11 protein-coding genes are annotated in these 12,212 nt (G+C 64.2%); 1 reads left to right on the forward strand and 10 read right to left on the reverse strand.

The window, feature by feature from the left end:
* Positions 1-56: 56 nt before the first annotated feature.
* From ACFC2Y_RS09850 to ACFC2Y_RS09865, 4 genes are read right to left on the reverse strand one after another with little or no spacing between them, the layout of a single operon-like run.
* A complete protein-coding gene (locus ACFC2Y_RS09850; RefSeq protein ID WP_375174664.1) occupies positions 57-1,094 on the reverse strand; it encodes a TRAP transporter substrate-binding protein in 1,038 nt (345 codons plus the stop codon).
* Positions 1,095-1,149: 55 nt separating this feature from the next.
* Positions 1,150-2,478, reverse strand: a complete 1,329-nt coding sequence (locus ACFC2Y_RS09855) for a TRAP transporter large permease subunit (protein ID WP_375174663.1) — start codon at positions 2,476-2,478, stop codon at positions 1,150-1,152.
* Positions 2,468-3,013, reverse strand: a complete 546-nt coding sequence (locus ACFC2Y_RS09860; protein ID WP_375174662.1) for a TRAP transporter small permease subunit — start codon at positions 3,011-3,013, stop codon at positions 2,468-2,470. The genes ACFC2Y_RS09855 and ACFC2Y_RS09860 overlap by 11 nt, the downstream gene beginning before the upstream one ends.
* Positions 3,010-3,774 (reverse strand): N-formylglutamate amidohydrolase, encoded by a 765-nt coding sequence (locus ACFC2Y_RS09865; protein WP_375174661.1) that lies wholly within the window; start codon positions 3,772-3,774, stop codon positions 3,010-3,012. The genes ACFC2Y_RS09860 and ACFC2Y_RS09865 overlap by 4 nt, the downstream gene beginning before the upstream one ends.
* Positions 3,775-3,892: 118 nt before the next feature.
* On the opposite strand from ACFC2Y_RS09865, the gene ACFC2Y_RS09870 reads away from it, so the two are divergent.
* On the forward strand, positions 3,893-4,756 hold the full coding sequence (locus ACFC2Y_RS09870; RefSeq protein ID WP_375174660.1) for a MurR/RpiR family transcriptional regulator: 864 nt from the start codon (positions 3,893-3,895) through the stop codon (positions 4,754-4,756).
* 133 nt (positions 4,757-4,889) lie between these two features.
* Here ACFC2Y_RS09870 and ACFC2Y_RS09875 read toward each other — a convergent pair whose 3' ends face one another.
* From ACFC2Y_RS09875 to ACFC2Y_RS09900, 6 genes are all read right to left on the reverse strand, one after another.
* A complete protein-coding gene (locus tag ACFC2Y_RS09875) occupies positions 4,890-5,630 on the reverse strand; it encodes a GntR family transcriptional regulator (RefSeq protein ID WP_375174659.1) in 741 nt (246 codons plus the stop codon).
* A 165-nt stretch (positions 5,631-5,795) separates the two neighbouring features.
* On the reverse strand, positions 5,796-6,956 hold the full coding sequence (locus ACFC2Y_RS09880; protein WP_375174658.1) for an acyl-CoA dehydrogenase family protein: 1,161 nt from the start codon (positions 6,954-6,956) through the stop codon (positions 5,796-5,798).
* 145 nt (positions 6,957-7,101) lie between these two features.
* Positions 7,102-8,259 (reverse strand): acyl-CoA dehydrogenase family protein, encoded by a 1,158-nt coding sequence (locus ACFC2Y_RS09885; RefSeq protein ID WP_375174657.1) that lies wholly within the window; start codon positions 8,257-8,259, stop codon positions 7,102-7,104.
* A gap of 124 nt (positions 8,260-8,383) precedes the next feature.
* The gene (locus ACFC2Y_RS09890) at positions 8,384-9,547 is read right to left on the reverse strand and encodes an ABC transporter substrate-binding protein (protein ID WP_375174656.1); all 1,164 of its coding nucleotides are present in this window, start codon (positions 9,545-9,547) and stop codon (positions 8,384-8,386) included.
* A gap of 29 nt (positions 9,548-9,576) precedes the next feature.
* On the reverse strand, positions 9,577-11,406 hold the full coding sequence (locus tag ACFC2Y_RS09895; RefSeq protein ID WP_375174655.1) for an AMP-dependent synthetase/ligase: 1,830 nt from the start codon (positions 11,404-11,406) through the stop codon (positions 9,577-9,579).
* Positions 11,397-12,158, reverse strand: coding sequence for an ABC transporter ATP-binding protein (locus tag ACFC2Y_RS09900; RefSeq protein WP_375174654.1), 762 nt, complete (start codon positions 12,156-12,158; stop codon positions 11,397-11,399). Before ACFC2Y_RS09900 ends, ACFC2Y_RS09895 begins: the two co-directional genes overlap by 10 nt.
* Positions 12,159-12,212: the final 54 nt, after the last annotated feature.

A 12,212-nucleotide genomic window follows, 5' to 3' on the forward strand; every position in this document is an offset into this window, starting at 1 on the left:
GTCACGCGACAGGGCGGCCCGCGACGGGGCCACCCTGCAAGTCATTGATATGGCGATCAGCCGTTGGTGTACGGCGGGCCTGCCTGGTTGATGACGGAGTTGTACTCCTTGAAGATGTTGACGATCTTCTGGTGCACTTCGCCTTCCTGCGCGACCTCTTCCCAGAAGGCCTTCGCGGCATTCTCGACCTCGGCCCATTCGGCCGCGGGCACCGTGCGCAGTTCCAGCTTGTCACCGGTGGCACGCAGCTTGGCCTCGCCGCCCCAGTACCACTGGTTGCGGTAGGTGTGGCCCGCCTCGATCGCCGCCATGACCAGCGACTTGAGGTGATCCGGCAGGTCGGCCCAACGCCCCTCGTTCACGAAGAACGACCCGATCCAGGCACCGGAGATGTTGTTGGTCAGGAAGTAGTCGGTCACATCCGCCCAGCCGACGGTGTAGTCCTCGGTGATCCCCGACCAGGCCATGCCGTCCAGCTCACCGGTCTGCACGGCAACCTCCGCATCCTCGTAGGGGATGTTCATCGGAACGACGCCGAACTGCGCGAGGAAGCGACCGGCGGTTGGGAAGGTGTAGAGCTTCAGACCATCCAGATCGGCGACCGAGGTGATCTCCTTCTTGGTGTTGAAGTTGCACGGGTCCTGCCCGGCGGCGGACAGCCACTTGACCCCGACCTTGGCGTATTCCTCTTCCCAGATCTCCTTCAGACCGTACTGGTTGAACAGCACCGGCACGTCGAGGATATGCTTGGTGGCAAAGGGGAAATAGCCGCCGAACTGGCGCAGCGGGGTCGGCGAGGCCATGCTATCGTCATCCGAATGGACGCCGTCGATCGTGCCCCGCTGCAGCGCCTGGAAGAGCTCGCCCGTCGGCACGATCTGGTCGGCATAGAACAGCTCGATCTCCAACTCGCCATTGGCGGCGGTATTGATGTAGTCGATGATCGGCTTCGTCACCTGTTCGCCGAGCGCGGAGCCGGCATAGGTCTGGAAGCGCCACTTGATGGCGTCCTGCGCCTTGACGATGGCGGGGGCCGCCAGAGTCGCGGGGATGGCCGTGGCCGCCCCTCTGATAAATGAGCGTCTGGTTGTCATTTCTCTCTCTCCTGTTGGTTTCGAATTGGGTGAACCGGTTGTCCCGGTCTCTGGTTCATCTTGAATAGACAAGCTCCGGCAGCCAGAGCGCGATCTGCGGGAAGACCATCACGATGGCCAGCGCCAGGGCCATCACGCCGACGAAGGGGATGATCGAACGATAGATGTCCTTCAGCCCGATCTCCGGCGGCGCCATGGCCCGCATCAGGAACAGGTTATAGCCAAAGGGCGGCGTCATATAGGCGATCTGACAGGTGATCGTGTAAAGCACCCCATACCAGATCAGGTTGAAGCCCAGCTCACCGACGAGCGGCACGTAGAGCGGCGCGACGATCACCAACATGGCGGTGTCGTCCAGAAAGGTGCCCATCAGCAGGAACGAAAGCTGCATCAGGATCAGGATCACCCAGGGGGAAAGCCCCAGCTGTTCGGTGAACAGGTTCTCGATCGCCTTCACCGCCCCCAGCCCGTCAAAGACCGCCCCAAAGGCCAGCGCGGCGAGGATGATCCACATGAACATGCAGGTCACGCCGAGCGTCTGGCGGATGCAGGTCTCGAACACCTTGCGCGTCATCCGGCCCTTCAGCACGGCGGCGAAAAAGGCCGACATCGCCCCGATGGCCGAGCTTTCGACCAGCGAGGTCCAGCCGTTCACGAAGGGCACCATCATGATGAAGAAGATCGCCAGCGGCAGCAGCCCCGCACGCAGCAGGGCAAACTTTTCGCGCATCGGCACCGCGTCGCGTTCGGCCTTGGGCAGGACCGGTCCAAGCGCCGGGTTCAACCGGCAGCGCACCGCGATATAGATGATGAAGAGCGTCGCCATCATCAGCCCCGGCAGCACCCCCGCAAGCCAAAGCTGGCCAACCGGCTGCCGCGCGATCATCGCGTAAAGGACCAGCACCACCGAGGGCGGAACGAGGATCCCGAGCGATGACCCGGCCTGGATCACCCCGGTCACCATGATCTTGTCATAGCCCCGCCGCAGCAGTTCCGGCAGCGCGATGGTCGCCCCGATGGCCATGCCCGCCACGGACAGCCCGTTCATCGCCGAGATCAGCACCATCAGGAAGATCGTCCCGATGGCCAACCCGCCATGCACGCCGCCCATCCAGACGTGGAACATCTTGTATAGGTCATCCGCGATCCGGCTCTCCGACATCACGTAGCCCATGAAGATGAACATCGGCAGGGTCAGCAGCGGATACCACCGCATCAGCTTGATCGCCGCCGAAAACCCGATGTCATACCCCCCCCGGTCACCCCAGAGCAGCACCGCCGCGATCACCGCGACAAAACCGATGGCACCAAAGACCCGCTGCCCGGTAAAGAGCATCACCATCATGGTCGAGAACATCAGGATCGCGATCAGTTCATACGGCATCGGAGGCCTCCTGATCGGCGCGCCCGACCGGCCGCGCGCCGGTCCTGAGGAAGATGATGTCCTTGAACAGCTCCGACAGGGCCTGCAACAGCATCAGCGTGATCCCGATGCACATGACCACCTTGATCGGCCACATGTAGGGCCGCCAGACCGATGAACTGCGCTCGCCCCCGTATTGAAAGGCATATTGCGTGGATTCGATTCCGCCCCAGAGCAGGATGCCGAGATAAGTGATCAGGAAGAGCACGGTAAAAGCGTCGAACCAGGCTTTTCTGCGAGGACTGAAATCCCCGTAAAACAGATCCATCCGCACGTTGGACCCCATCTGGATCGAATAGGGCCCGCCCAGCATGTAATAGCCGACCATGATGAACTGGGCCATTTCCAGCGTCCAGAGGGACGGGCTGAAGGCGGCCTTGGACAGGATCGACCAGGCCAGCACGGCCATCAGCACGAAAAGCCCGTACATGATCAACCGGCCCAAACGATAGTTGAACCCATCTACGAGGGCCACGTAGCGGTGCATGAAATTCATCGCGTCACCTCCGCCACCCGGCCCATGGCCTGCAGCGCCTTTTGCAGGGTGCCGGACAGATGTACCGCCATCTCCCGCGCCGCCTCGGGCGTGTCGATCAGATCGTTCCGCACCTCGATCATCAGCGTCGGTAGACCCCGCGCCTCGCCATGTTTGCGCAGCGTATAGGTCACGCCGTCCTGTGCGGAATAAGGCTCGTTCAGGGCAGCACGGAAGCGTCCCGCGTCCTCTTCCGCCGCCAGTGCGGCCTTGGCAAATTCCGCACCGTCGTCATGCAGGAAGCCGATCTCCACCTCCCGCGTCTTGCCGTGGAAGACGGGGGTGAAGCTGTGAATGGTCACAAGGGCGATCTCCGCATCGGCCCGTGCCTCCAGCACGTCGGAAAGGGCGGTGTGATAGGGCTGATGATAGCTGTCGAACCGCGCCTGGCGCGCCGAGGCGGAGAGGGAGGTATTGCCGGGAATGTCAAAGATTTCACTCGTTTCGGGAATCGCCGACGCGGCCTCCAGTGGCCGGTTCAGATCATAGACCAGGCGCGACACACCGCCCGCGACCAGTGGCGCGTCGAAAATCTCCGACAGGGCAAGCGCCAGATCCATCGCGCCGATATCCCAGGCCACGTGCGAGCTGAGCGCCGCGCCGGTCAGACCCAGGTCGTCAAACTCCGCCGGGATCGCCTTCGACGCATGTTCGCAGGCAAAGACCACCAGCCCCCGTCCCTCCGGGCGCGTGATCTGGAATGGAGGATGGCTGTCTTGCACGAAATCCGGTCCCTGTGGTGCGCTGTGTAATGATCACTACAATAAACTCTGGCCTGTCAAGAATTGAGATGTAATATTCTCTTCACCTGCCCGATCTTTGTCGAAAAAGGGAACAAAGTTGGAGAACCGTCCGCTCATCCGCGACCTGCTGAAGGAGCGTCAGGCCGATCTTACCGCGGCCGAACGCAGGCTGAGCGCGGTGCTGGAGGCGGACAGCCTGGTCACGGGCCTGCAGTCGATCACCCGGCTGGCCGAAAGCGCCGATGTCTCCACCCCCACGGTGATCAGGCTGGCCCGCAAGCTGGGCTTCGAAGGGTTTCCAGATTTCCAGAACGCCATGCGCGAAGACGTCGCCGCGCGGATCAAGCAGCCCCTGGCCAAGTTCCGCGCCGCGCGGGAAGACGCGCGCGATCACATCGTCTCGCGCTTCGCCGAAGCGGCATCGGCCAATATCAACCGCACGCTGGATCGGCTGGATCTGGGCGAGTTCGATGCCATCGCCGCCCTGCTGTCGGACCCCGCGCGCCGCCTGCACCTCTTGGGTGGGCGCATCACCCGGTCGAACGCGCATTATTTCTACAACCACCTGCAGATCATCCGCCCACAGGTCACCCTGCTGGACAGCTCTCCCAGTGCCTGGCCGCAGGCACTGCTGGATATGGATGCGCAGTCCACGCTGATCATTTTCGACATCCGCCGCTATGAGCGGGAGCTGGAAAAACTCGCCTCCCTCGCCAAGGGACAGGGGGCGAACATCGTGCTTTTCACCGATGTCTGGGGCTCGCCGATTGAACGCTGCGCCAGCCATACGATCCGCGCCATGGTCGAGGTCCCCTCGGCCTGGGACAGCACCCTGGCGATCAGCTTCATCGTCGAGGCACTGATCGCCGAGGTCCAGACCCGCCGTTCAGAATCCAGCGCCGACCGGATCGCTGCGTTGGAAGACATGATCGGGGAATCGCGCATCTTCCGCGGCTCGTGACGGTTTTTGGGGTTACCGGGGCGTCGTGACACACGGGTTCATCCTCGGGCTCGATCCAAGGATCTCCGGCCATAAGCGCAGCCCCGCAAGACCCTCGGATCAAGTCCGAGGCGAAGGGGCGACCGGAGCCTCCCTACCCCTCGACAAACCCGATGCCCGAACTGCCGTCGCGGCGGATCAGGTCGACGTTGAAGCTGTAGAAATGCGGGTGATACCAGACCCGCTGGAAGTAGATCGGCAGGTCCTTGACCGTGAAGACCGTGCGATGCGCGCAGATTGCCGGGGTGCCCTCTTCGACCTGCAGCAGCTCCGCCACCGCGCCGCGCACCGCCTCGGGCACCAGCTGCTGTTCGGCGCGATGGACGCGGCGTTTGATGCGGATGCCCATGGCGATGGCCGTGGCCACGTCGTGCTCCAGATCGCCCTCGGTCTGGCGCGCCTCGTCCGTATCGGGGGAGTAGCCGTCCGAGACGGTGACCGGCACGCCCTCGTCCCGATGCACCAGGGTGCGGATCTGGCGCACCTGCGCGCCGCTGGACAGACCGAGCGCGCCTGCGACCTCCTCATCCGCCGCCACGGCGAGGTTGAAGACCGGCGTCGCCTTGTAGAGCCGCGCCTCCTCGATGAAGCCGACGAGGTTGAACTCTCGCGCGGTATGGCTGCGCCCGGTTACAAAGGTGCCGACGCCGGGCCGCCGCGTCAGCAAACCGCGGTCCACCAGCTGCGCAATCGCCGCGCGGATGGTGATCCGGCTGACCCCGTATTCCTCACACAGCGCGGCTTCGGAGGGCAACATGGCCCCCTTCTGCATATCCTCGCGCCGCAGCCGGTCCATCAGGTCGCGTGAGACCCGCTCGTAGAGAACACCTGCCATCTGACCCTTTCCGCCTGCGATCGCCGTTCATGTTGTCATGACAGGGCAGAGCGGTCAAACCATCGCCCCTTCCGAGACAGGGTGAACTCCCGCTCTGTTCGGCATTGCCCGCGTGTGGAGGAGAGAGGGAGCAGGACCACGCCAGCCAAGCTGCCCCCGGGCGCCCTACCGCAGGTCCCGCTCGCCCAGGCCCAGACCACGACCGATGATCTCCTTCATGATCTCGGACGTCCCGGCATAGATCCGCGCGATGCGGGCGTCGCGGAACATGTGGCTGATCTCGTATTCGTCCATATAGCCCGCGCCGCCGTGGAACTGCAGGCCGGCATCCACGACCTCCCCCTGCAACTCCGAACACAGCAGCTTTGCCCCCGCCGCATCCTCCGGCGTCAGCTTGTCTTCATTGGCCAGCACCACGCATTGATCGAGGTAGGCCTGCGCCGCATCCAGCCGCGCCCGGAGGTCGGCCATGACGAAGCGCGTGTTCTGAAAGGCGCCCACGGGCTGGCCGAAGGCGCGGCGTTCCTTGATGAACTCCAGCGTGATGTCAAAGGCCGCCTGCGCGTGGGAGAGCGAGGAAATCGCGCTCATCGTCCGCTCCACCGCGAGGCATTCGGCCATATAGGCAAACCCCTTTCCGGGATCGCCCAGCAGGTTCGCCTTGGGCACCTTCACTTTGTCGAACCGGATCTCGGCGGTGTCCTGCACCGGCAGGCCCATCTTTTTCAGGTGCCGCCCACGCGAAAAGCCCGCCATGTCGGAGGTGACGACAAACAGCCCGATCTCCCCTCGCTTCTCACCGGTTTTCGCCGCAACGACAAAGAGATCGCCGATGATCCCGTTGGAGATGAAGGTCTTGGCACCGGTGAGCAGGTAGTGATCGCCTCTGTCCTCGGCCTTCGTGCGGATCGCGGCCAGGTCCGAACCGGTGTCGGGCTCGGTCATGGCGATGGCCATGATCGTCTCTCCGCTCACCGCGCCGGGCAGGAAGCGCGCCTTCTGCTCGGCAGTGGCAAACCGGTCGAGGTAAGGGCCGACCAGCATGGAATGGGCGTTGTGGAAAAAGCCGATGTCGGTCCAGCGGATGGTTTCCTCCTGCAGGACCTGATCGTAGCGGATGTCGCGGATGCCGGGACCGCCGTAGTCCTCCTCCGCCCAGAGGCAGAGCCAGCCGTTGGCCCCGAACGCGGTGAAATCCTCGCGGTCGACATGGCCCTGTTCGCGCCATTTGCCGACCTTGCCGGACATCGTGTCCTTGAGGAAGCGGCGGACCTGATCGCGAAACATCTCGTGCTCCGGCTCAAGATGGGTACGGGGGAAGGGCATTTGAGGTTCCTTCGTCAGGGGTCTTTCAGGGGGATGCGGACGCGCGTTGGCCTGCGGATTGGTGCCCCGCCAACACGGGAAGCACCGTCCGTGATCGAGACCGCCATCTCGGGCCGACCGGCTGTGTCAGGCCCGGCCCCGGGCATCAGTTGCGCTGCCGGTCGTCCAGACCCAGGCCACGGCCGATGATTTCGCGCATGATCTCGGACGTGCCCGCATAGATCCGGCTGATCCGCGCATCGCGGTAAAGGCGCGAGATCTCGTATTCGTCCATGTAGCCAGCGCCGCCATGCAGCTGCAGGCATTCATCCACCACGCGCCCCTCGACCTCGGAGGTATAAAGCTTGGCCTCCGCCGCCATTTCGGCTGACAGACGCCCCTCCATGTGCTCGCGCACGCAGTGGTCGGAGAGCGCCCAGGCGGCGTCCAACTCGGTCCGCATCGAGGCCATCTTGAACCGCGAATTCTGGAAGGTGCCAATGGCGCGGCCAAAGGCGCGGCGCTCCATGATGTATTCCATGGTGATGTTGAAGGCATGTTCGGCCCGCGCGACGAACCCGACCGCGCCGATCAGCCGTTCCTCCGCCAGGTTCATCATCATGGTCTTGAAGCCGCCCCGGGGATCGCCCAGCACGTTTTCCTTGGGCACCCGGACGTTGTCGAAGAAGAGCTCCGCCGTGTCCTGGCTTTCCAGCCCCACCTTCTTGAGGTTGCGGCCGCGCGCAAACCCCGGCGTATCCGTTTCCACCCAGAAAAGACCCACCTCATGGCTGGCCTCTGGGTTTGTCTTGGCGGCGACCAGCACCAGATCGGCGAGAAAGCCGTTGGAGATATAGGTCTTTGATCCGTTGAGGACCCAGTGATCGCCGTCCTCCACCGAGCGGGTCTTGATGCCCGCCAGGTCCGACCCGGTGCCGGGTTCCGTCATGGCGATGGCCAGGATCGTCTCGCCGGAAACGACGCCGGGCATGTATTTCTGGCGCTGCGCATCGCTGGCGAAATTCTGCAGATAGGGGCCGACGATCCGGTTGTGCAGCCCCAGGAAGAAGCCGGGCTCGCGCGGGCCGATCTCCTCGCACAGGATCATGTCGTAGCGGAAATCCTTCAGGCCCAGCCCGCCATGGGCCTCGTCGGCATACATGCAGAGGAACCCCTGCTCCCCCGCGCTTTTCCATACCTCGCGCGAGACACAGCCCGCCTCCCGCCAGGCTTCGCCGTGGGGGAAGACCTCCGCCTCGGCCCAGGCCCGGACGGATTTCCGGAAAATCTCGTGTTCTTCGTCGTAGATCGTGCGGTTCAGCATCTCTGTCTCTCTCGGTTGGTGGGCACAGTCAGCGGGCACAGGCCCTCCGTGCCCCGGCTAAGAACCGGGGCCGCTGGTTGCATTGTCGGGGATGGGCCCCGGCGCAGGGCCGGGGCGCCGACGGTTAGTCCAGAGTTTGGACCAGCACCCAGGAGCCGTTTTCGATCCGGTTCACGAAGACCTCATCCGCGCCCTCGTGGTCCGTGGCGCTGAAATCGACATGGTTGCCCGCGATCTTGTCTTCATAGTCGAGCGATTCCATCGCAGCGATGAAGCCCTCGCGCGTCAGGTCAGGCCCGGCGGCTTCCAGTGCAGCGACCAGAACCCCCGCGCCAGCACGGCCCAGAAGGGCGCCCGTGCCGGGATAGTCTTCGCCGGTCGCGGCCTTGTACTTGGCCACCCAGTCCGCCACTTCCGGCTCGCCCAGACGGGCCTCCAGATCCTGCCAGCCGGCAGCGGAATAGACCCCGTCCATCACGCCCTGCGCCGCCAGACCCTTGGCAACGACCGTATGGAAGCCGGCGCTGGAGAGCATGAACTTCAGATCATCCATACCCAGTTTGCGCGCCGTGGTAATGGCGTTGATCATCTGGCTGATGCCAAGCGCCATGCCGACCGTATCGCAACCGGAGTCCTTGACCTTGCCGAGCGCGCCGGTGAAGTCGCTCTCGTCCGGTTTGTGGCCGATCTCCGCCCCCAGCTCGATGTCGCCGGCCTCTGCCAGCTCATGCACCGCCGCCTCGATCTCCTTGCCGAAGTCCGTGGGCAGGATCATCAGGCAGACCTTCTGGGTCCCCTCGTTTTCCTGCATATAGGCGATCGCCGCCTTCACGGCGGCATAATAGGAGGCCGTGCCCGCGAACTTCCACGGCTCCAGCGGCTCCACCATCTGGCGCGCGGCTGTGATGGGCGAGACGTTCGGCACGCCCTGCGGGCCCATCAACTGGAACATCGCCAGGTTCTGCGGCGTGCCGAGGTTCAGCAGCATGGCAAAGACCTGGTCGCGGTTGATCAGCTTGTTCGCCGCCTGCGCCGCCTTGGGCACCTGGTAGCCGTGATCCTCCACGATATAGTTGATCTTGCGGCCATGAATGCCGCCATTGGCGTTGATCTCGTCGAAATAGATCTTGGCCGCGGTCACGGCGGGCACCGAAAAGGGTGCAAAGATGCCGCTGAGGTCATGCGCACCGCCGATCTTGATCTCGTCATCGGTCACGCCCGGCGCCTGGGCCAGAAGCGGTGACGCGGCCAGCGTGGCCGCTGCCGCCAGTGATTTGAGGTATTTCATGTCTTCCTCCCTTTTGTGATCTCTCTGGATCAGTACATCTCGTCGATCAGCGCGGAATGGCGCTGGTTCACGAAATTCCGTTTGAGCTTCATCGTCGGTGTCAGCTCTTCATCCTCGGCCGTCAGCAGGATGTCGATCAGGCGGAAATCCTTGATCTGCTCCACCTGCGCGAAGGCCTTGTTGGTTTCCGCCACCACCCCGCCGATCAGCTCCCGCACCTCCTGCGCCTGCGTGAGCGAGGCGAAGTCGGAAAACGGGATCTGCCGGTCCTGGGCAAATTTCTCGACATTCTCCTGGTCGATCATGATCAGGCAGGTCAGATATTTCCGCCGGTCCCCGATCACCACCGCGTCGGAGATATAGGGGCTGAACTTCAGCTTGCTCTCGATCTCCGCCGGGGTGATGTTCTTGCCGCCCGCGGTGATGATGATGTCCTTCAGTCGCCCCGTGATCGTCAGCGCCCCGTCATTGCCGATGCGCCCGATATCGCCGGTGCGCAGCCAGCCGTCGCCGGTCATGGTCTCCGCCGTCTTCTCGGGTTTGTTCCAGTAGCCGCCAAAAACACAGGGGCCGCCGACCAGCAGCTCTCCGTTTTCGTCGATGCGCAGCTCCACCCCCGGCAGGGGCGGGCCGACGGTGCCGATGCGGTTGTCGTCTACCGTGTTGACGGTGGCGACCCCGGCGGTTTCGGTCATGCCGTAGCCCTCGATCAGCGGCACGCCGAGGGCTGCGAACCAGTGGATCAGTTCGGGCGAGATCGGCGCCGCGCCCGAGGTCACGCGCCGCGCCTTGCCCAGGCCCAGCATCCGGCGCAGGTTGGACAGCACGGTGACATCCGCGACCCAATGCGCAAGGCGCAGCCCCGCGCCCGGGGCCTCGGCCGCCGCATGGCGGGCACCGATGGCCAGGGCACGGTCAAAGGCCCAGGCCCCGACCGGACCGGCCTCCGACCGCAGGATCATGACCCGGGAATAGATCTTCTCCCAGATCCGCGGGACGCCGGCGAAACTGTCCGGGCTGACCTCCTGCAGGTTGTCGAAGACCGTCTCCGGGCTTTCGGCGAAATTCACCGTACAGCCATTGGCGATTGGCGCCTCGACCGAAACCAGCCGTTCCAGCACATGGCACAGCGGCAGGAAACACAGCAGGTTGTCGTCGGCCCGGAAATCCAGCAGCTGATGCCCGGCCTTGAGCTGAAAGATCATGTTGCGATGCGTGATCACCGCCCCCTTGGGCGGGCCGGTCGTGCCGGAGGTATAGATCAGCATCCGGGGATCTTCGGGCCGGATCGTCGCCATCGCCTCCTCGAAGAGGCCGGGCGCGCGCCGCTCCTCGGCCTCGCCCATGGCATAGACATCCTCCAGGAACATCACCTGCGGATCGGAGAACCCGGCCAGACCGTCGGGATCCAGCACCACGACCTTTTCGATGCCCGGCATCTCGCCCCGGGCCTGCAGGAACTTGTCGAGCTGTTCGTCATTCTCGACGAAAAGCACCCGCGCCCCGCTGTCTTTGGCCAGATAGGCCAGCTGCCCCGCGCTGTCGGTGGTATAGACCCCCGCCGGGATCGCCCCGATGGAAGCCGCCGCCAGGTCGATGTAGAGCCATTCGCGCCGGTCCTCCGACAGGATCAGCACCGGCTCGCCCTTCTGCACGCCAAAGGACATGAGCGCGCGGCCGATCTTGCGGGCGCTCTCGTAGTAGTCGCGCCAGGAATAGGCCTGCCAGATGCCCAGCTCCTTCTCCCGATGCGCCACGCGGTCGCCGTAGCGCGTGCAGCGATCGGCCCACAGCGCCGTCATCGTCTCGAACCCGTCAAAACTCAGCAGGTCGGAAGTGTCCACGCGGCTCATCTCCATGTCTTGCGCCTTTTCCAGCGTTTCTGGTCGCGCTGCGTCTCGCCCGTGCGGCCGAGGTAGAACTCCTGGATATCGTCGGAGGCGCGCAGCTTTTCCGTGCTGCCCGCCATCACGATCCGCCCCATCTCCAGCACATAGCCCTTATGCGCCGTCGCCAGCGCGATATGGGCATTCTGTTCGACCAGCAGCATCGTCACGCCCTGTTCGGCATTCAGCCGCGCGATGATCGCAAAGATCTCCTGCGTCAGCAGCGGCGAGAGGCCGAGGCTGGGTTCGTCCAGCATCATCAGCCGCGGCCGCGCCATCAGCCCGCGCCCGATGGCCAGCATCTGCTGTTGCCCGCCCGACAGGAAGCCTGCGGCCTGCTTCCGACGCTCCTTGAGGATCGGGAAATACTGGTAGACCAGCGCCAGATCGTCGGCGCTGCTGTCGCGCCGCGTGTAGGCGCCCAGTTTCAGGTTCTCCTCGATGGTGAGATAGGGAAAGACCTCCCGCCCCTCGGGCACTAGGGCGATCCCCTGGCGGACCACACGGTCCGGGTCGAGGCCCGCGATCTCCTCGCCCAAGAAGGAAATCGTGCCCTTCTCCGGGTCCATCAGCCCGGCGATGGTCTTCATCAGGGTTGTCTTGCCCGCGCCATTGGCACCCAGGATCGTGACGATCTCGCCATCCTCGACGTCGATGGAGACCCCACGCAGGGCCATGATCGCGCCGTAGAAGGTTTCGAGGTTGCGGACGGAGAGAACGGTCATGGTTGCCCCTCCTGCCCCGGCCCTTGCGCCGGGGCCTCCCGCACGAGGCGAATG

Source organism: Pseudooceanicola sp., from assembly GCF_041987405.1.
GTDB lineage: Bacteria > Pseudomonadota > Alphaproteobacteria > Rhodobacterales > Rhodobacteraceae > Pseudooceanicola.

Coding starts and splice junctions, on each gene's coding strand:
- ACFC2Y_RS09890 (WP_375174656.1), bottom strand. CDS start 9,547: ATGAAATACCTCAAATCACTGGCGGCAGCGGCCACGCTGGCCGCGTCA.
- ACFC2Y_RS09875 (WP_375174659.1), bottom strand. CDS start 5,630: ATGGCAGGTGTTCTCTACGAGCGGGTCTCACGCGACCTGATGGACCGG.
- ACFC2Y_RS09860 (WP_375174662.1), bottom strand. CDS start 3,013: ATGAATTTCATGCACCGCTACGTGGCCCTCGTAGATGGGTTCAACTAT.
- ACFC2Y_RS09895 (WP_375174655.1), bottom strand. CDS start 11,406: ATGGAGATGAGCCGCGTGGACACTTCCGACCTGCTGAGTTTTGACGGG.
- ACFC2Y_RS09880 (WP_375174658.1), bottom strand. CDS start 6,956: ATGCCCTTCCCCCGTACCCATCTTGAGCCGGAGCACGAGATGTTTCGC.
- ACFC2Y_RS09900 (WP_375174654.1), bottom strand. CDS start 12,158: ATGACCGTTCTCTCCGTCCGCAACCTCGAAACCTTCTACGGCGCGATC.
- ACFC2Y_RS09855 (WP_375174663.1), bottom strand. CDS start 2,478: ATGCCGTATGAACTGATCGCGATCCTGATGTTCTCGACCATGATGGTG.
- ACFC2Y_RS09885 (WP_375174657.1), bottom strand. CDS start 8,259: ATGCTGAACCGCACGATCTACGACGAAGAACACGAGATTTTCCGGAAA.
- ACFC2Y_RS09850 (WP_375174664.1), bottom strand. CDS start 1,094: ATGACAACCAGACGCTCATTTATCAGAGGGGCGGCCACGGCCATCCCC.